General features: G+C 64.7%; 20 protein-coding genes. All 20 read right to left on the reverse strand.

What is annotated here, in order from left to right:
• Positions 1 to 2 precede the first annotated feature (2 nt).
• Positions 3 to 1,463: a sigma-54 dependent transcriptional regulator gene (locus GZ092_RS16480; RefSeq protein ID WP_293637981.1), complete on the reverse strand. Its 1,461-nt coding sequence runs from the start codon at positions 1,461 to 1,463 to the stop codon at positions 3 to 5.
• Positions 1,460 to 3,262: an enoyl-CoA hydratase-related protein gene (locus tag GZ092_RS16485; protein WP_293637982.1), complete on the reverse strand. Its 1,803-nt coding sequence runs from the start codon at positions 3,260 to 3,262 to the stop codon at positions 1,460 to 1,462. The genes GZ092_RS16480 and GZ092_RS16485 overlap by 4 nt, the downstream gene beginning before the upstream one ends.
• Positions 3,259 to 3,957 carry a hypothetical protein gene (locus GZ092_RS16490; protein ID WP_293637983.1) on the reverse strand — a complete coding sequence of 233 codons (699 nt, stop codon included), beginning with the start codon at positions 3,955 to 3,957 and terminating at the stop codon, positions 3,259 to 3,261. The genes GZ092_RS16485 and GZ092_RS16490 overlap by 4 nt, the downstream gene beginning before the upstream one ends.
• A 14-nt stretch (positions 3,958 to 3,971) precedes the next feature.
• Positions 3,972 to 5,036, reverse strand: a complete 1,065-nt coding sequence (hypE, locus tag GZ092_RS16495) for a hydrogenase expression/formation protein HypE (protein ID WP_293637984.1) — start codon at positions 5,034 to 5,036, stop codon at positions 3,972 to 3,974.
• Positions 5,033 to 6,178 carry a hydrogenase formation protein HypD gene (hypD, locus tag GZ092_RS16500; RefSeq protein ID WP_293637986.1) on the reverse strand — a complete coding sequence of 382 codons (1,146 nt, stop codon included), beginning with the start codon at positions 6,176 to 6,178 and terminating at the stop codon, positions 5,033 to 5,035. Before hypD ends, hypE begins: the two co-directional genes overlap by 4 nt.
• Positions 6,175 to 6,432, reverse strand: a complete 258-nt coding sequence (locus tag GZ092_RS16505) for a HypC/HybG/HupF family hydrogenase formation chaperone (protein WP_293637987.1) — start codon at positions 6,430 to 6,432, stop codon at positions 6,175 to 6,177. Before GZ092_RS16505 ends, hypD begins: the two co-directional genes overlap by 4 nt.
• Complete coding sequence (locus GZ092_RS16510) at positions 6,423 to 7,637, reverse strand: carbamoyltransferase HypF (protein ID WP_293637988.1); 1,215 nt, start codon at positions 7,635 to 7,637, stop codon at positions 6,423 to 6,425. The genes GZ092_RS16505 and GZ092_RS16510 overlap by 10 nt, the downstream gene beginning before the upstream one ends.
• Before the next feature lie 78 nt (positions 7,638 to 7,715).
• Positions 7,716 to 8,774 carry a hydrogenase nickel incorporation protein HypB gene (gene hypB, locus GZ092_RS16515; protein WP_293637989.1) on the reverse strand — a complete coding sequence of 353 codons (1,059 nt, stop codon included), beginning with the start codon at positions 8,772 to 8,774 and terminating at the stop codon, positions 7,716 to 7,718.
• An 11-nt stretch (positions 8,775 to 8,785) separates the two neighbouring features.
• Positions 8,786 to 9,133: a hydrogenase maturation nickel metallochaperone HypA gene (locus GZ092_RS16520; protein WP_293637990.1), complete on the reverse strand. Its 348-nt coding sequence runs from the start codon at positions 9,131 to 9,133 to the stop codon at positions 8,786 to 8,788.
• Positions 9,126 to 10,289: a hypothetical protein gene (locus GZ092_RS16525; RefSeq protein ID WP_293637991.1), complete on the reverse strand. Its 1,164-nt coding sequence runs from the start codon at positions 10,287 to 10,289 to the stop codon at positions 9,126 to 9,128. Before GZ092_RS16525 ends, GZ092_RS16520 begins: the two co-directional genes overlap by 8 nt.
• Complete coding sequence (gene hybE, locus GZ092_RS16530) at positions 10,282 to 10,899, reverse strand: [NiFe]-hydrogenase assembly chaperone HybE (RefSeq protein ID WP_293637993.1); 618 nt, start codon at positions 10,897 to 10,899, stop codon at positions 10,282 to 10,284. Before hybE ends, GZ092_RS16525 begins: the two co-directional genes overlap by 8 nt.
• 3 nt (positions 10,900 to 10,902) lie before the next feature.
• Positions 10,903 to 11,145: a rubredoxin gene (locus tag GZ092_RS16535; RefSeq protein ID WP_293637995.1), complete on the reverse strand. Its 243-nt coding sequence runs from the start codon at positions 11,143 to 11,145 to the stop codon at positions 10,903 to 10,905.
• Positions 11,142 to 12,008, reverse strand: coding sequence for a hydrogenase expression/formation protein (locus GZ092_RS16540; RefSeq protein ID WP_293637997.1), 867 nt, complete (start codon positions 12,006 to 12,008; stop codon positions 11,142 to 11,144). Before GZ092_RS16540 ends, GZ092_RS16535 begins: the two co-directional genes overlap by 4 nt.
• A 17-nt stretch (positions 12,009 to 12,025) precedes the next feature.
• Complete coding sequence (locus GZ092_RS16545; protein WP_293637999.1) at positions 12,026 to 12,532, reverse strand: hydrogenase; 507 nt, start codon at positions 12,530 to 12,532, stop codon at positions 12,026 to 12,028.
• 19 nt (positions 12,533 to 12,551) lie between these two features.
• Positions 12,552 to 12,875 (reverse strand): HypC/HybG/HupF family hydrogenase formation chaperone, encoded by a 324-nt coding sequence (locus GZ092_RS16550; RefSeq protein WP_293638001.1) that lies wholly within the window; start codon positions 12,873 to 12,875, stop codon positions 12,552 to 12,554.
• 8 nt (positions 12,876 to 12,883) lie between these two features.
• Entirely contained in the window at positions 12,884 to 13,552 is a 669-nt protein-coding gene (locus GZ092_RS16555) for a HyaD/HybD family hydrogenase maturation endopeptidase (protein WP_293638003.1), read from the reverse strand.
• 116 nt (positions 13,553 to 13,668) lie between these two features.
• Positions 13,669 to 14,418, reverse strand: coding sequence for a Ni/Fe-hydrogenase, b-type cytochrome subunit (gene cybH, locus GZ092_RS16560; RefSeq protein WP_293638005.1), 750 nt, complete (start codon positions 14,416 to 14,418; stop codon positions 13,669 to 13,671).
• Positions 14,419 to 14,470: 52 nt separating this feature from the next.
• Positions 14,471 to 15,073 carry a HupE/UreJ family protein gene (locus GZ092_RS16565; RefSeq protein ID WP_293638007.1) on the reverse strand — a complete coding sequence of 201 codons (603 nt, stop codon included), beginning with the start codon at positions 15,071 to 15,073 and terminating at the stop codon, positions 14,471 to 14,473.
• A gap of 40 nt (positions 15,074 to 15,113) precedes the next feature.
• On the reverse strand, positions 15,114 to 16,970 hold the full coding sequence (locus GZ092_RS16570) for a nickel-dependent hydrogenase large subunit (RefSeq protein WP_293638009.1): 1,857 nt from the start codon (positions 16,968 to 16,970) through the stop codon (positions 15,114 to 15,116).
• 41 nt (positions 16,971 to 17,011) lie between these two features.
• Complete coding sequence (locus GZ092_RS16575; protein WP_293638011.1) at positions 17,012 to 18,100, reverse strand: hydrogenase small subunit; 1,089 nt, start codon at positions 18,098 to 18,100, stop codon at positions 17,012 to 17,014.
• Positions 18,101 to 18,739 lie beyond the last annotated feature (639 nt).

Below are 18,739 nucleotides of genomic sequence, written 5' to 3' on the forward strand. Positions count from 1 at the left end.
GTTTAGCCTTCCAGGCCGAAGCGGGCCATTTTGCCGCGCAGGCCGACGCGTGACAAACCCAGCTCCTTGGCCGCATGGGTCTTGTTCCAGCGGTGGCGCAGCAGGGTTTCCCTAAGCACCATGGTTTCAATCGCGTCGAGCCGCTCGCTCAGGGTGCCGGTGCTTGGTAGCGGCAGTGCCTGGCCTGATGCCGGGCTTCCGGTCGCCAGACCGGCATGGCCGTGCAATACCCGCAATGAGAAAGTCTGCGCCTGCACCTCGTCGCCGTCGCTCAGGGCCACGGCACGGGCAATCTCGTTGCGCAGTTCGCGGATATTGCCCGGCCACGGGTAGCCCATCAGGCAGGCAATGGCTTCGTCGTTCAGCACGGCGCCCGGCCGTCCCAGCTCGGCACCCACTTCACGCACCAAACGCCGGGCAATCGGTGCGATGTCGCCCGCACGCTCACGCAGCGGCGGCACGGTGATCGACACCCCCGCCAAGCGGTAGTACAGGTCTTTGCGAAACAGGCCTTCATGCACCCGCTGCTCCAGATCGCGGTGGGTGGCGGCAATCACCCGGACATTGACCGGCACCGGGCGCGGCGCGCCCACCGGACGCACTTCGCCTTCTTGCAGCACCCGCAACACCCGCACCTGAAAAGCCGGGGAGGTCTCGCCGATTTCATCCAGAAACACCGTGCCGCCATGGGCGCGCTGAAACAGTCCGGGCCGGTCTTCGTAAGCCCCGGTAAACGCCCCGCGCTTGTGGCCAAAGAGTTCGGACTCCAGCAGGCTGTCGGGAATGGCGGCGCAGTTTTCGACGACAAACGGCCCGCCGCCGCGCGGGCTGGCGTAATGAATGGCGCGGGCGATCAACTCCTTGCCGCTGCCTGATTCACCCAGCACCAGCACGCTCAGGTCGTAGCGGGCCACGCGCTCGGCCATGCTGCAGACGGCATTGAGCGGGCTGTTCGAGCCGCGCTCGATGCGGTCAAAGTCAAACATGCTGCGGACATGGGCCAGCTTGTGGGCCACCCGCTGGCGCAGCACCGGCGTGCTGGTGCGCATGTCCAGGTCCATCCGGTTCATGCTGCGCTGCAGGGTTTGCGCCTCGGCGGCGGTCCGCACCGTTTGCAGCAGGTGGTCGGGCACCCAGGGTTTCAAGATGTACTGGTAGATGCCCGCGTCGTTGATGCCGGCGATGATGTCCTCGGTGTCGGTGTAGCCGGAAATCACGATGCGCACCGTGTCCGGCCAGCGTTCGCGCACTTCCTTCAAAAAGGCGACGCCGCTCAGGCCGGGCATGCGCTGGTCGCACAGGATCACGCTGACCGCATGGCGCTCCATCTGGGCGCGTGCTTCATCGGCGTTGCTGGCCGTGTGTACGGTGAAGTCTTCATCCAGCGTGCGCCGCATGGCCGATTGCGAATGCACTTCGTCATCCACCACCAGCACATGGGGCAAGGCTTCAAGTGGGTTCATGCGCGGTGAAGGGCCAGGTGCCGGGGCGTCCAGGCATGGGCCAGTTTGTGGACAAAATGGTAGCGCGCCACATGGTAGCTGGGGTCAAAACCGTAGAAGTTTCGGTGCATTCGGGACAATTCTTCCTGGCGGTAAGCCGCCAAAGGCCGCGCCGCTTCGTCGCGGGCGCGTTGTTCCTGCTTGCGCAACAACCGTTCCGGCAAATTGTAGGTGCTGGCCAGCGCCTGCGCCTGCGCCTGCACCTGGGCCTCAAAGGCTGCCACCGTGCCATCCAGGCAGCGGTCGATCAGGCCCATTTTCAGGGCCATGGGCGCCGACACCGGCAGGCGCTGCTGCATCAGGTGCTGCGCCGCCTGCTGCCCGAGCCGCCGGGGCAGCAGGTAGGTCCAGTATTCCGAGCCATACAGGTTGCCCATGTTCTTGTAATGCGGATTGAGCAGCACGCCCTGGTGCGCCCAGACCTTGTCGGCTGCCAGCGCCAGGAAGGCGCCGCCCGCACCGGCATTGCCGCGCAGCACGGCCACGGTGAGGCGGTCGGTCGTGGTGATCAACGCGTGGGCCACGTCGTTCATGGCGTTGATGTTGTTCCAGGACGCATCGGCGGCGCTGCCCGCACCGTCCTCGCCCAGGCCATAGGCTGCGGCCTCAATGCAATTGAGGTGGATGCCATTGCTGAAAAAATCCTGTCCGCCCAGCAAGAGCAGGACTTTGAGCGGCTTGTGCCGGATCTCTCGTAGTGCTGCGAGCAGCGCCTTGCATTGCCGTGAGGACATGGCCCCGTTGTAAAAGTCAAAGGACAAGCTGCCGACGCGGGCCTCCGGCGGGCCGGACTCGGTGTAATGCAGCTCAGACCATTCGGCCCGGTCACGCTCCAGTGCCACGGCCCGCTCCGGCAGTGCCGCGCACAGGGCGGGCAAGGCCATCGTGGTGGGCAGCTTGAACCGGGGCGCGGTCAATTCCTCCGAAGAATCGGTGGTGCCGCCCGCCGCCCAAGCCTCGTCCAGCAGGCAGGCCTGACCGATCCAGACGCCGCCGTCCACCGTTGCGCGCAGCACGGCCCCGTCGCGCTGCGCCAGCAGGGTGCCAGGCGGCACAGCGCCGAAGGATTGCATCGAATGCCCGGTGGCGGCATGACCGTCCCACAGGCGGCAGGGCAGGTCGAACAACTGGTCCACCACGCCGGGCTGGCCGTCGGCGCTGTGCAGCCGGGCCAGCACCTGCGCGGTGGTGTGCCGGGTCCAGTCAATGGCGCGATCCGCCTGCCGCACCAAAGGACGCCAGCGGGCCGGTGCCAACGGGGCTGGGGCGCTGAGGGTTTCGGTGCCGGTCAGCATGAATTGGCGCACGGCCTGCAGCACGGCCACTTCGGCGGCGTCGGCCACCTCATGGCGGTAAATACTGCCTTTGGGCGCGTCGCGCATCGTAAATTCTGCGCTGGCCCACACCGGCCCGGCATCGTAGTCAGCGGTGGCCTGCAAGACGGTGACGCCCCAGCGCGGGGCACCGTCAAGCAGCGCCCAGTCCAGCGCACTGGGCCCCTGGTCGCCCGGCGGTCCGGGGTGCAGCACCAGGCACAGGTACCGGCGCCACACGCTCTGAGGAATGCGGCGCTTCAGAAAAGGCGCCAGCAGCAGATCGGGCTTGAAAAGCGCTACCGCCTCTTCGGTCACGGTGTCGGAAATATCCAGCTCCACGGACACCTCGTGGCCTTGGGCTTTGAGCGCCACCATCAGGCGCTGGCTCAGGCTGTTGAAGCTGTGGCACAGCAGCAAGATGCGCAGGGGTGAAGGTGCTGTCATGGTCTTAAGCCGTCCATCAGCTTGGCTGCAGATTTTCGCCCCTGGTACAGGGCAATCTTGGTTTCCAGGGCGTTGATGGCCACGAGAAAATCGGCATCGGTCGTGGCTTTCAACAGGGGGTCCAGCACCGTCATCAGGTCGGGTCCGAAATACGGCGCCAGCCGAACGATGGCTTCACGCCGCAAGGCGCTCCGGCGGGCCGGTGGGGCGTTGGGGTCCGTCATCGGTTGCGGGCTGGCGCTGGCTGACGGGGTCGCCTCCAGGGCTGGGGCGCATGCATTCTGGCCCGCAGACGATTTTTCAGCATCAAAAATGCCTCTGGCGCAAGATGCATCAGTGCTGACAACTATTAATTCAGTAGCGAAAAAGGCTGGATTCAGAGTGTGCCGTGATGGCCCGTCGGGCTGATGGCGCGCTAGGGAGAGGGGCTTGTCAGGCGGCGCAGAAGGCGCTGCCGGGTGTTTGGGCGGCAAGGCCGCTACCGTGATCGGTTCAACCAGTCCCACCGCCAGCAGGGTTTTCATGGCTGGCGCCAGGTCGCGCCTTAGCTTGCGCTGCAAAGCCGCCAGCGAATCGCTGCCGTTGATAAGGATCAGGGTGGCGCGGGCGCTGGCATCGAGTCCGCCCGTGCGCATTTTCAACGCGTCCAAGCCTTTGATGGACTTTTTATAGACGTCATCCGGGGTTGTCTCCATCAGGCGGGCTCGTGTCAGCAGATGCGCGGCAACTGCTCGCCGCTCAGCCAGTCCACCACGCGCCGCCCGCCGAAGCGGGTGTTCATCTGCACAAAATGGTGCGCGTCTTCAATCACCACGCCAATGCGGGTGGCAGCCTTGCCTTGCGGATGCGCCCGCATGGCGGCCAGCACGGCCTCGGCGGCTTCGGGCGCACAGACGGCGATGAGCTTGCCTTCGTTGGCGATATACAGCGGGTCCAGACCCAGCAGTTCGCAGGCCGCATCCACCTGGCGCAGCACGGGAATGCGCGATTCTTCGAGCATCATGCCGACGCGCGACTGCCGCGCCACTTCATTGAGCGTGGTGGCCAGCCCGCCACGGGTCGGGTCACGCAGCACGCGCACGCCGCCCGGCGCAGCGGCCAGCATGGCGGCCACCAGCGTGTGCAGGGCGGCAGTGTCGGATTGAATCGTGGTTTCAAACTCCAGCGACTCGCGCTGCGACAGCACCGCCACGCCATGCTCGCCAATCGTGCCCGAGAGCAGCACCACGTCGCCGGGCCTCGCGTTGCTGCCCGCAATGTCCACGCCGGGCGCGACCACGCCCAAGCCCGTGGTGCTGATGAACACGCCGTCGCCCTTGCCGCGCTCGACCACCTTGGTGTCGCCGGTGACGATGGGCACGCCCGCTTCACGCGCCGCCTGCGCCATCGACTCGACGATGCGCTTCAAATCCGCCAAGGGAAAGCCTTCTTCGAGGATGAAGCTGGCCGTCAGGTACAGCGGCACCGCGCCCGACATGGCCACGTCGTTGACCGTGCCATGCACGCTCAGGCAGCCCACGTCGCCGCCCGGAAAAAACAGTGGCGACACCACATGGCCGTCAGTCGCCAGCACCAGCCGCGCGCCTGGCGGCAGCGGCGGCGGGGCGAACACCGCGCCGTCATTGCCCTGGCGCAGGAATTCATTGTCGAAAGCGGCCAGAAACAACTCCTCGATCAGCTGGGCGGCAGCGCGCCCGCCCGCGCCGTGGCCCATGTCGATGCGGCCGTGGCGAATGTCCAGCGGCCGGATGTAATCTTTTTTAACGGCGCTCATGCGGCCTCCACCACCACCGGAATATCCCGGAAACGGCCATAGGAATAGTGGGCGGCGCAGGCTCCTTCGCTGGACACCATGCACGAGCCGACCGGATTTTCCGGCGTGCAGACGGTGCCGAAAATCTTGCAGTCGGTGGGTTTTTTGACGCCGCGCAAAATCGCGCCGCACTCGCAGGCCTTGTTGTCGGCCACCGGCTGGTAGCGCAGGTCAAAGCGCCGTTCGGCATCAAACCGGGCGTAGGCAGGCCGGATTTTCAGCGCGCTGTAGGGCACTTCACCCAAGCCGCGCCATTCAAACGTCGGGCGCAGCTCGAAAATCTCGGACACCAGCGCCTGGGCGTTCTGGTTGCCGTGGCGCGTGACCACTCTTGAAAATTCGTTCTCGACTTGCGCCCGCCCTTCATTGACTTGCCGCACCAGCATCAAGATGGCCTGCATCACGTCCAGCGGCTCAAAACCGGCAATGACCACGGGTTTTCGGTATTCCTCGGAAAAGTGTTCATACGGCTCGGAGCCGATCACGATGCTGACGTGGGCCGGGCCGATGAAGCCATGAATCGGCACGGTGCCGTACTGGCGCACTTCGGGCGACTCCAGAATATGCGTGATGGCCGAGGGGGTAAGCACATGGCAGCACATCACGCTGAAATTTTGCAGTTGCTCCCGGTGCGCGTCACGAATCGCCAGCGCGGTCGGCGGCGTGGTGGTTTCAAAGCCGATGGCAAAAAAGACGACTTCACGTTCGGTATTCTTCCGGGCGATTTCCAGCGCATCAGCCGCTGAATAGACCATGCGGATGTCGCCGCCACGGGCCTTGGCCTTGACCAGCGACATGCCGTTGGACGCGGGCACCCGCATGGTGTCGCCGTAGGTGCAGACAATCACCCCAAATTCCAGCGCCAGCTTGATGGCCAGGTCAACGCGGCCAATCGGCAGCACGCACACCGGGCAGCCCGGCCCATGCACCATGCGCACATTGGGCGGCAGCATTTCGGCAATGCCGTAGCGTGAAATCGCGTGAGTGTGGCCGCCGCAAAACTCCATGAAGCTGTACTGCCGGCCGGGTTGCACTTCCTGGGCCAGCCGCTCGCCGATTTTCCGGGCAATGTCGCCATCGCGGAATTCATCAATGTATTTCATGCCGGGGCCTTCTGGGTGGGTGAAACATCGTTGGCTTCGGCCTGCATCAGTTCACCGAACATGGCGAGGGTGAGGGCCGCTTCTTCGGGGTCGATCTTGCCGATGGCGTGACCGACATGGACGATGACGTAGTCGTCCACACGGGCGTCGTCGATCAGGGCAACGGAGATGGTCTTGCGGATGCCGCCGAGGTTGACGATGGCTTTTTCGCCAGGCAGCAGCTCTACGAGCCGGGCAGGAATGGCTAGGCACATGGCAGGCTTTCAGGAAGGGTGAGGGGACGTTGGAGATTGACCGGAGCGGCCAGCCCTTTCAGCTGCTGCGCCACGATCCAGGCCTGGCCCAGCGCCAGTCCGGCGTCGCCGCAAGGCGTGGTCTGCGGCCTGCAGACACGCAGGCCGTGGCTTTCCAGTCGGCGAGTAACTTCGCGCGCAAGGATGGCGTTCATGAAGCAGCCGCCGCCCAGGCAGACGGTGCGGCATCCGACCCGACGGGCGGCGTGGGCGGCCCAGTCGGCCAGCGCGTGAGCCAGCGTCAGGTGGAACCAGGCGGCTGCGGCGGCGCTTCGCTCGGGCGTGTCCGGCCAGTCCAGCAGGGTGGCGATCAAGGGGCGCAGATCGAGCACGTCGGTGTCGGCCTGAAGGACGAGGGCGGCGGGCGCGTCTGCCGTTGCGGGGTCCGCTGGCGCGTGGACCGTGAGCCAGCGGGCGGCGTGTTGCTCCAGCGCGATGGCGGCTTCGGCTTCGGTCTGTTCGAGCAGGTGCAGGCCCAAGGCGGCGGCGGCGGCATCGAACCAGCGTCCGGCGCTGGTGCCAGTTGGGCAGTTCAGCTTGGCGTCCAACATGCGCTGAATCATCCGGGCCGGGGCCGCACCCACCTGCGCCGCTAGGTGCGGCACGATCTCGGCGCTGCGTCCCATGGCATGCAGCGCTGAAGCCAGCATGCGCCACGGGGCGAGCGCCGCCGCATCTCCGCCCGGCAAGGCCAGCGGCCACAGGTGGCCCAGCCGCTCCCAGCCGCCGGGCGCGACCCGGAGCAGCTCGCCACCCCAAGCTGTTCCGTCGCTGCCCAAGCCCACGCCGTCCAGCGCCAGCCCGATGACCGGTTCGCGCAAACCATGCTCGGCCATGACCGCGCCGATGTGGGCGTGGTGGTGCTGCACGCCGATGGCGGGGATGTGCCATTCCTCGGCCAGCGCCAGGGCCAGCCGGGTGCTGAAGAAATCGGGGTGCAGGTCGTGGGCAATGGCGGCTATCGGCTGGGTTGCGCGGGCGGCCAGCGCACGCGCCGAAGCTTCCAGCGCACGGCAAGCCTGCGCATCGCGCAGGTCGCCGTGCAGGGCGGACCCGTGGGCGGTGCCGTCGGCATCCAGCAGGCAGGCGGTGTTTTTCAGCCAGGCACCGACGGCCAGCACGGGGCGGGCGGTTGGCGGTGTGATCGAAACGGTTGCGCTTTGCATCAAAACCCCGTTAATGGCCGTGCGCCACGCGCCATGCGCCGGTGGCGGGCATCGTCTCTTGGCGCGGTTTGCGTGAACTCATGCGGCGGCGCGCGCGGTGGCCAGTTCGGCTTCGAGCGCGGCGATGCGCTGGCGCAGGGCGGTTTCGGTTGCGCCGGGGGCGTCGCTGGCGTTGTGGCCGCTGGCGTGGGCGTGGGCGTGCTGCCAGTCCAGCGCGTGCTCCAGCCAGTGCAGCCAGTCATCCATGCCCGCGCCGGTGGTGGCCGAGAGCTGGATGATCTCGATGCTGGGGTTGACGCGCCGGGCAAAGTCAATGCAGCGCTGCACGTCAAACTGCAGGTGCGGCAGCAGGTCGGTTTTGTTGAGAATCATCAGCCGGGCGGCGGCGAACATGTCGGGGTACTTGAGCGGCTTGTCCTCGCCTTCGGTGACGGACAGGATGGCGACTTTGGCCGCTTCGCCCAAGTCCCAGGCGGCGGGGCAAACCAGGTTGCCGACGTTTTCGATGAACAGCAGGCTGTGCCCGTCGCCGTGATGCGGGGCGTGGTCGTGATGGTCTGAATGGCCGTGCGCGGGCCCATGCCCGTGATCGTGCGAATGCAGTTGTGCAAACGCCTCGGCCACCATGGGCGCGTCCAGGTGGCAGCCCTTGCCGGTGTTGACCTGAATCGCCGGGGCGCCGGTGGCGCGGATGCGGTCGGCATCAAAACTGGTTTGCTGGTCGCCTTCGATGACCGACACGCCCAGGCCGGGGTGGCGCTGCTTCAGGGCTTCAATGGTGGCGCACAGCAGCGTGGTCTTGCCCGAACCGGGGCTGGACACCAGGTTCAGGGCGGTGACGCCGTGGGCCTCGAAATGCAGCCGGTTTTGCCGGGCTATGCGGTTGTTTTCACCGAGGATGTCGGTTTCGAGCTTGATGGCGCGCTCCTGGCTCATGCCCGGCACCGAGACACGGGCAGCGCCCGCGCCGAAATGCAGGTCGCCGGTCTGCGCGTTGACTTGCGCGCCGGAGCTGCCGGGCGTGGCAGGCGAATGCGCCGGGGCAGGCCGTGCCTCAGGGGCATGGTTATGGCTGTGGGGATGATGAGGCGCGTGGATTTTCTCGCCGCTGTCGGCGCAACCGCAGATGACACACATGATTTTTTCCTTTATTCGTCGGCTACCAACATATCAATGACGCGCAATTCTGTACCGCCCGTGGGCTGCAACTGGTAACTACCGCAGTGTAGGCACGCCATGCCGCGTTCAGCCAGCGGTACGGTCTGGCTGCAGCCCAGGCACCAGGCCTGACCCTCGGGCGTTTCAAACTCCAGGCGCGCACCGGCCAGATGTGTGCCGGGCGCTATCGCCTGCAGCGCAAACCGCAGCGCACGCAGTTCGACGCCGGCCAGTTTGCCCACTTCCAGGCGCAACACTGTCACGCGCTGAAAGCCCTCGCGCCGGGCGCTGTCTTCCACCAGTTTGAGGATGCCCCCGGCCAGGCTGGCTTCATGCATACAGGTTCTCTTGTAAAAAATGATGCTGCGGCAGGTCAAACCTGACGCAGGGGTCAAAAGCCGTCATTAAAGCCCGGATGCGCTGTTCCACAGCGGGCGTGATGTCTGATGGCAGCGCTTCGAGCACCTGCGCGACGGTCCCCTCGGGGTGAAAATTCCATTCCGTGGGCGCCAGCACGCGGCAAGCCTGGACGTGGGCTTCAGTGCCGTGGCCGTCGATCTGGATGACGTGGATCAACAGGCCACGCGCCATTTCCACCCAGGCCAGACCTTCGTTCTTGCCTGTGCAGACGCTGCCCGCCTGCAGCCACTGTAAGCCGCTGCGCCGGGGTTCATCAGGCAGGCACAGGCGAACCAGTTCTGCCAGCCGCGTACCCAGACACAACCAAGGCGTGTCGAAACGCTCGGGGTCGGGCTGGTTCAGGCGCGTCCAGGGGCCGGTTTCGGCGCATTGCTGATGCCAGACCGGCTGCCGACTGAACGACGGGTTGCGCTGCAACTGGTCCGCCAGTTCCCGCAAATCCTGCTCGCTGGCATGCACCCGCAGGGCACGCAGGCCGGGCAGGGGCGTAGCCGCCGCCATGCGGGCGTTTTGCAGCAGTTCAGGCAGCCAGCCGGGCGTGCTGGCGCACCAGTGGCGCATCCAGTCCTGAGGCTCGCGCTCCCAGTGGCCTATCCATTCGCTGGCCGGTCCACCGAGCAGGTGCTGGCCGAGCCAGTCGGTGGCATCGGAAAAGTCCTCCAGCGCTGCCGCAGAGAGACCCGACGCCACGGGACAGGCCCGCAGCGCCTGGTGGGCCGCCGCCTGCGCACTGGCGCGGGCCTCGGCGCTGGCGGCCAATTGCAGCGGCCAGTCCAGGCAGATGCGGCGCAGATGCTCCTGCCGCGTTTCGGTTTGCAGGCGGCGGCGGGCGGCGGCGTCCAGAGGAACGGCCTGGCCGCGCGCGGCCTGAATCGCCAGCGTGGCGCACAGCCGATGGGCATGGCCGCATAGGTTGAACAGGCTGGCCAGAAGATCGGGCACGCTGGCCAGCGGTTTCCCGTGCGTGAGCCGGTCGGCCCAGTCGGGCCGGGTGCTGGTCAGGTTGAAGGGGCGGGGCAGTCCGGGGCTAACTTTCAAGCTGCCGCCAAACGGCTCCGGCATGTGGTCAGCCATGCCGATTCCCTTCATGCCGCTGTCCGCTCGCGGGCATAGCGGGTACGGCAGACACACTGCTGCGGCCAAACAGAAACGCCCGCCGTGCCGGGACCGGCGCAGCGTGGGCCGCCGGGGTGCCGGGGATGGCCGTTGGAGTGAGGGGCACGGGCGCAGGCACGGGTTGGCGCAAGGTGTCCAGCACCGCCTGCGCCGCGTCCAGCGCGGCCTGATGGCTGTCAAACTCAAAAACCGGCGAAAAGAGGGAACACGATGCGTAGCTGCCAAAACCGTTCTCATAAGCACCGATGAACTCGAAACACTCGGGCCCGACATAACGCGGCAGTTTGCAGCCCACAGCGTCCGACTGGTGTTGCGGCTGGAGCGGCAGCCAGACCAGGTTCATGAACCAGGGCGTGATCAGCACGCCCACCGCCGCCGCGAAGGCTGAATCGGGTTCATCCGTGTCAAGTGCGGCAGCCGACTGAACCGCTTCAAACCCCACGGCCTGCACCCGGATTTTCGGGTTCAGCAGGGGAATGCCTTCCATCCGCGTCTCGGCAATGTGCCGGTACAGGGCCGTCAGCGCATTCACCCGCGCAGGGAGAAGGGCCGTGTCAGCGCAACTCATGGCTCAGGCCTCGCCGCTATCGACCAGCACCATGAACTGATCGGCCTCGCCGTCGCAGACCGGGCAGCGCCAGTGCGCGGGCAGGTCGGTAAAGGCAGTGCCGGGTTCGATCTGCCAGATGTCGTCGCCCAGCGCCGGGTCATAGACCCACCAGCAAATCTTGCACTCCAGCCGTGCCGAGGCTGCCAGCTTGTGCCGGTCGCCCAGGTAGCTGCCTTCAAAGTGCGTTGCGCCGGCGGAGTTCATGCGCTTTCTACCCATTCCAGCACTTCCTTGAGCCGCTCGTAGGAATCTTCCAAGTCTTCCTTGGCGGCTTGCGCCACATCGGGCAGTTCGGTCACTTCAACGGTGTTCAGAATGACCAGGTCCTGCGAGTTGTAATACACCACGCGCCAGGTGTTGGGCATGCAGGTGTTGGTGATGCGGCAGTTGCCGTAGCCGCGCGACAAAATCAAGACGCGCCCGGTGCCCAGATGGTGGTCCATGAAACCTATGTCTTCGACCGACATGGGCAGCAGCGTCAGGTTGACCACGTAGGCGGCTTGGCCGGGTTGCCACTGTTTCCACTGGTCTTCGATTTCCGACAGCAGCAGCGGGGCATTTTGCACATTGGGTGGCAGCGCGCCCTGCCAGCGCGGCACGGCCTCCCAGATGTCCTGCCGGGCGGTGTCCTTGAGGGCTTGCGGCACATAGCCCAGCTCAAGAATGTCGGACACCACGCGCCCGCCGACGGTTTGCACCACCCGCCAGACGCCCGCAAAGACCGATTCCTGCACCCGCAATTCAAATGAATTGTCGCCTGCTCTGCTGACCAGCGCGCTGACTTCGCCTTCGCCCAGCACGGTATTGATGAGCTTGAGGTCAGCTTGCGGCAGCCCGTCCAGACTGACGCTGCGGTTTTCACCCGTTTGCACCGCATCGCCCAGCTGGACCAGGGCTTCGCGCAGCGCGGCACAACCGCGCACCAGGCTCACCACTTCGTCGAGTTCGGGCAGGATGGGCGCGCGGAAGGTTTCCATGCCCTGGGGCATCGGCATGTAGTCCAGCACGTCTTCTTCTGCCTGGCTGCCCGGCCCGATGGTTCGGACGGGAATGGGAAAGTCTTTCATGGGGTGGACCTCGATGTTCAGTGGCAGGAAGAATCGGTGGCAGCATTGACGCTCACCACCGGAATGCCGATGGTCGGCGCCCGGGAAATCGGCATGGCCAAGGCTCGCTCGACTTCGTTCAGGTACATATCCCAGTCGTGCATGCCGGGCAGTGTGGTGACGTACTGGCCATCGCGCAAGAACAGCAGGGTCGGCCAGCGGTTCGAGCCGTAGCGCCGTGCCAGCAGTTCTTCTTTCTGGCGCGGAACCACCGCGATTTCAAACGGGCGCGAGGCCGAGCGGCGCAGCTCGGGCAAGACCACCGCCACATCCTGCCCTTCAGGAAAGCGCACGGCATCGCCCGCCAGCAGCACCACGCGGTCGCCGCCCAGCGCGGCCCAGTCGCTGACGCTTTTTTCATCGACCCAGGTCGCGCCGCAGTCGCTGACCAGCCGCTGCACCAGCGCAGATTCTTCGGCTACGGCTTTGGGGGGCTGGACAGGCAGCTTGACGAGGGATTCGGAACCGGAGGTTTCGGTGTTCATGGGGAATTCTCCAAAAGAGTTAATGCATGCCGCCGGACAGCGCCAGCAGTTGCTCCCGGCTCATGCGGGAAGGCAGATCGAAGGACGCGGCCTCGTGCGAGGGCGGCGTGCCGGTTTCGTAGCCCCGCATGACGGCTGCGAGCAGGTCCAGCGTGGCATTGATTTCCTGCGCGCGCTGGCTGCTGATGATTTCCTGCGCGCTGTCCAAAAAAACCAGCACCCAGTCGCCCAGCGCCACCGTGCCGACCAGCGCGGTGCGGATTCGGCGCAGCTCGCTGCGGCCGTGGCAGCGGGCATGGCCGGGTTCAAGCGACAGCACTTGCATGGGGATTCCGATACACATGGGCGGCCTCAGGCGGTTTGCGGGGTGGGGAAAAAGCGCTCGTCGCCCGAGCGGCAGGCCAGCGCTTCTGACGGGCGCTCGCCTTCGTAGCGCAGCAGGTCGAGTTCGCCGAATGTCACCGCCTCCTGCGCGCTCAGGGGCCGGGTGCGCAGCGTGGGCCGGGCGCCCCATTCGCGCAGCGTCGCCAGGCCGTGGGCCAGTGCGTCTTCCAGTGCGAGTTTGATGCGGGGCCGCAGGCTGCCGCCGTAATCTTCCAGGTACTCGGGCTGGCAGCCGATCAGCAGGACTTTTTGCGGGTATTGCTCGGTCAGCAGCGCCAGGGCCAGCACTTCCTGAAAGCCGGTCTGGTGCAGGCTCATTTTCTTGGCGCCCATGAAGCGGGGCACATCGTCGTTTTCGATCAGCTTCAAAGTGCCGGGTTCCAGGCCGTAATCGATGGCATCAAAAATCAGCAGGTGCGAGGCCGACTGCACATGCTGGATCAGGTACAGGCCCTGCGTGCCGCCGTCAATCAGGCTGACATGCGGGGCAAATTCATAGCGCTGCTGCAAGGCTTCGATGCAGCGCACGCCAAAGCCTTCGTCGGCCCACAGGACATTGCCGATGCCCATCACGCAGATCGCGGCCGGATTGTCGCCCGCGCCGTCGTGGGCGTTTTCAGATGGGGGTGTGTGCATAAGGTGTCCCTCGAAAAAATATGAATGTGATCCGTTGTTTTGCTATTTAATTAATAGCTGGCAATGCCCGTGCATATTGCGCAAGAAGCCTATTTGATGCCGAAACACTGGCCGCGTCAGTCCTTGAAGGTGCGGTGGCCCGAAATCATGGTGCTGATGACGCTGGAGCGTCCCATGATGTCCTCCCGGATCGCCGCATAGACATGCACAATCACAAAGCAGACCAGCACCCACAAGCCCAGGTGATGCCAGGTATGCACGTCCTGCGACTGGCCGAACAGCGGAATGATCCAGCCAAACACCTTGTCCTGCCATGAACCCCTTTGCGAACCCTCGGCATACAGCGCAAAGCCGGTCAGCACCATGAACACGGCGGTCAGCAAAAAGGTGAACACCATGGCAAAGCGCGCCAGCGGGTTGTGGCCCACATAACGGCCCGGACGTTCGGTCAGGAAGGCATACCACTTGAGCATGCCCAGCACCTCGACCCAGTAGGCGCGCTGAAAAATCGGCACCCAGAACATCTCCCGCGCATGGTGGTTGCCCACGATGGCCCAGTAGATGCGCCCCAGCAAACCAACCGCCAGCACATAGCCTGCGGCAAAGTGGGCAAACCGGATGTAGCCCATCACAAAGTGATCGCTGGCCTCGCCCGGCATGGTCGGCAACGGCGAGCCGATGAAATAGCCGCTCACCGCCAGCACCGTGATGGCCAGGGCGTTGACCCAGTGCCAGACGCGCACCGGGGCTTCATAGACATAGACGGACTTCAGGGATGCGCTGCGCGCCAGCTCCTGGTCATCCGGGTCAATGGTCTGCCCGATGGCGTGAAGTCTGCCCGTGTCGGCAGCCGCATTGCTGTTCATGCTGGTCTCCTTTTTTTGTATGGATGGATGCCGGGGCGGTATCAGCCGCGCCTCAGAGCTGGCTCAGCAGGTACACGCCCGCGCCGCAGCACAGCGTGCCCAGTCCCGCCAGAACCGGCGTTGCCCGGCTCGCCAGGTAGCGGCGAATCCCCAGCGCCGCTGCAACGCCGCCCCCATGGAGCACCGCCGTGGTAGCCAGAAAACCCAGTGCATACAGGGCAAAGCCGCTTTCGGGCGCTTCAGCGCCGTGGGCCAGTCCGTGCAGCGAGGCGGCCAGCGCCACCAGGCCCAGTCCCAGCGGCACTGGCAGCTTCTGACGAGTGAACACCAGCATGGCGCCGAAGGCCACCACGCTGAGTGCGATCAGGTGCTCCAGAAACGGTAGATGGACGCCTGCGGCGCCAATGGCGGCGCTGACGACCAGCGCCAGCATGAAGGTTGCCGGGCCTTGCCAGACCTTGCCCGCAGGCAGCGCCGACACCGACCACGCGCCGACCGCCACCATCGCCAGCAAGTGGTCCGCGCCGAACGGATGCGCCAGGCCTTCGGCCAGCCCGGACGTGCCGTGGCCGGTGTGCGCCTGCGCGGCAAAGGCCGCAAAAGCCGATACCGCCACCACCGCGCCGCGCAACGATTTGAGAGGAATAAATGTCATGAGAGTCTCCTAGCCAATTGAGTTGTTGAACCGGCGCGTTTCAGCGCACCGTGACCGAGGTCAGTTCTTGCCCGTCCGGGCTCATCACATGGGTCGAGCAGGCCATGCACGGGTCGAACGAATGCAGCGTGCGCAGGATTTCGACCGGCTGCTCCGGGTTGGCCATTGGCGTGTTCATCAGGCTGGCCTCGAAAGCGCCGATCTGGCCCTTGTGGTCGCGCGGGCTGGCGTTCCAGGTGCTGGGCACGACGCACTGGTAGTTTTCGATGCGGCCGTCCTTGATCTTGATCCAGTGCCCCAGCGCGCCGCGCGGCGCGGCCACCTTGCCCACGCCCTTGGCTTCCTTGGGCCAGGTGGCCGGGTCCCATTTCTCGACGTTGGCGGTGGCGGTGTCGCCGGCCTTGATGTTGGCCACCAGTTCCTTGAAGTCGTCGTACATCATTTCGGCGCAATACTGCGACTCCAGCGCCCGCGCCAGGGTGCGGCCTATGGTCGTGGGCATCAGTTGCTTGACGGTGTACTGCGTCTCGGGCAGGCCCAGCGCCTTGGGAAAGGCGTGGTTGATGATCTGGGCCGAGCTGTCGATCTGCTCCTTGACCCGCAGGCAGTTCTGGTTGCCCTGCTGCGCATGCGCGTAGCCGAGGATGTAGCGCGACAAGGGGCCGACCTCCATCGCATGACCACGCCAGCGCGGCGACTTGACCCACGAATACTTGGCGCTTTCATCGATTTCTTCGATATTGGTGCGCGTGCCCTTGGTCTTGTCGCCCAGCACATAGTTGGGCTCGGTCACGCCGTCCCAGCCGTGCAGCCCCTTGGTTTCGTCGCCGTACTTGTACCAGCTGTGGGTAACGAATTCCTGCACCTGCTCCGGGTCGCGCACATCGACCGGCAGGATTTTGTCCCAGTCGCCGTTCAGAATCGCGCCGCCTGGCAGCTTCTGGGTGCTGGCGTCGCCCATGACTTTTTCATAGGTGCCGTAGTCCATCACGTTGGTGGCCGCCAGCCCGCCGCCGTAGAGCCAGCCCGCATTTTTGTACATGGTGCCAATGGCCAGCACGTCCGGGATATAGACGTTGTTGTTGAACTCGATCATCTCCTTGATGCGCGCCTCGATGAAGTTCAGCCGCTCCATGTTGACCGGCGCGCCCGCTGCGCCGTCTTTGTCCAGGTTGATGGCGCAGGGCACGCCGCCCACCAGGTAGTTCGGGTGCGGGTTCTTGCCGCCGAAAATCGTGTGGACCTTGACCCATTCCTTTTGCAGGTCCAGCGCTTCGAGGTAATGCGTGACCGCCATCAGGTTCGCCTCGGGCGGCAGCACATAGGCTTTGCTGCCCCAGTAACCGTTCATGAACGGGCCGAGCTGGCCGCTTTCGACAAACTTTTTCAGCCGGTTCTGGATGTCGCGGAAATAGCCGGGCGAAGACATCGGGTGGCTGGGCGACACCGCCTGCTGCAGCTCCGAGGTTTTCTTCGGGTCGGCTTTCAGCGCCGACACCACATCGACCCAGTCCAGCGCATGCAGGTGGTAGAAATGCACCGCATGGTCATGCACCTGCAGCGTCTTGGCCATGATCTCGCGGATCAGGTAGGCGTTTTTCGGAATCACGATGCCCAGCGCATCTTCCACCGCCCGCACCGAGGCCAGCGCGTGGCAGCCGGTGCAGACGCCGCAGATGCGCTCGACAAAGGCCCAGGCGTCGCGCGGGTCGCGGCCCCGCAAAATCACTTCCAGCCCGCGCCACATGGTGCCGGTGGACACCGCATTGCGGATCACGTTGTTGGCGTCAAGGTTCACCTCGACGCGCATATGGCCTTCAATGCGGGTCACCGGGTCCACCACGATGCGGCGGCCCGAGTTGTCCATCTTGAAGCCTTGAGTTTCATAAGCACCCATTTTTCAGTCCTTTTTCTGTTGTTCTTGTCGGGGTTGCGGCTTCAGTGTTCGGCAGGTGCCTTGGCCGGGCTGTCGGTCTTTTGCGTGGCCCGTTTGATGGCCGACACGGCGGCATGCGCCACGGCGGCAGCGCCCACCACACCGGCGGCCACGCCGCCCACCTGGTCGGCGTTGGCTTCGACGCCGAACTGGTTGATGCCGGTCAGCCGGTCATAGAACGAACCCTTGTCCCAAAAACCGTCTTCCGAGCAGCCGATGCAGCCGTGACCCGCCTGAATCGGAAAGCTCGTGCCTTCGTTCCAGCGCGTGGTGGAGCAGGCGTTGTAGGTCGTCGGTCCCTTGCAGCCGACCTTGTAGAGGCAGTAACCCTTGCGCGCCGATTCGTCGTCGAACTTCTCGACGAACTGGCCCGCGTCAAAGTGCGGGCGGCGGTAGCATTTGTCGTGGATGCGCTGGCTGTAGAACATCTTGGGGCGGCCCTGACGGTCCAGCTCCGGGATGCGGTCGAAGGTCAGCATGTAGGTGATCACGCCCGTCATGACTTCGGCAATCGGCGGGCAGCCCGGCACCTTGATGATCGGCTTGTCGAAAATGACCTTGTGTATCGGCGTGGCCTGGGTCGGGTTCGGCTTGGCGGCCTGCACGCAACCCCACGAAGCGCACGAACCCCACGAAATAATGGCCTTGGCGTCCTTGGCCACATGCTTGAGCTGGTCAATGAAAGGCTTGCCGCCGATGATGCAGCTCATGCCGTCCTGGTTCAGCGGCGGGTTGCCCTCGACCGCCAGGATGTAGTTGCCCTTGTACTTGACCATGATTTCTTCAAGGATGGCTTCGGCCTGATGACCGGCGGCGGCCATCAGCGTGTCGTCATAGTCCAGCGAAATCATCGACAGCACCACATCCTTGGCCAGCGGATGCGCCGAGCGGATGAAGGATTCCGAACAGCAGGTGCATTCCAGGCCGTGCAGCCACAGCACCGGGGTGCGCGGCTTGGTTTCCATCGCGTGGGCAATCTGCGGCACGAAGGACGAGCCCAGTCCGAGCGAGGTGGCCGTCAGGGAGCAGTATTTCAAAAAACTGCGGCGGGAAATGCCTTGGCGGCGCATCACCTCGTAAAAGGTTTCCATGGTGGGATGTCTCCAGTTGCTTCTTGCTCTTTGCCAACCAACCGGCGGTTAAACCCGCCGGGTGTACGGACCTGGCGTTAGGCGCAGGCACGTTCTGTTTTGCAAGTCACACGCCAGAAACAAGAAACCCCGGGAATACCCTGAAGGCTTGATTTAAGTGCTTGTTTTTATTGGAGAAATAAGCGTGGGGAAAATGACTGTCCAGCGGCGTGAAGAAGCAGGTGGATAGTTGGCTTGCAGTTGCTGGCAAGTTTTGCAAGATGTGTGTTCGGGGGAGGGGGCTGGCTGCAGTGCTCTGCCGCTGCAAACGGAACTACACGGCTGGCGTAGTCGGTAGAGCAGGTGGGCGAGGTCTGGCCGTAGCGTCAGGTGGCTGCGTCTTCACCCGCGCAGCCGTTATGGCTGGCAACTGAATTTATGAACAGCCAATTTGGGTCTAAAGCAGCCCGACAGTTTTTGGATTTGAACAGCCGGAATGCAGCGGGAGCGGTCATTGACGTTGGTGGCGCGACCTACCGGACTCGGCCAGTTCCTGCCGTTCACGGCCGTCAGCTTTCAAGCAGCCCAACGAACTTCAATCGCCACTGTCTGGGCAGCGTTCTTTTCAGCGATCGCCTTGCTCTCGTTGGTGACCAGTGG

Origin of the sequence: Polaromonas sp. (assembly GCF_010365105.1) — a bacterium.
Classification (GTDB): domain Bacteria; phylum Pseudomonadota; class Gammaproteobacteria; order Burkholderiales; family Burkholderiaceae_C; genus Polaromonas.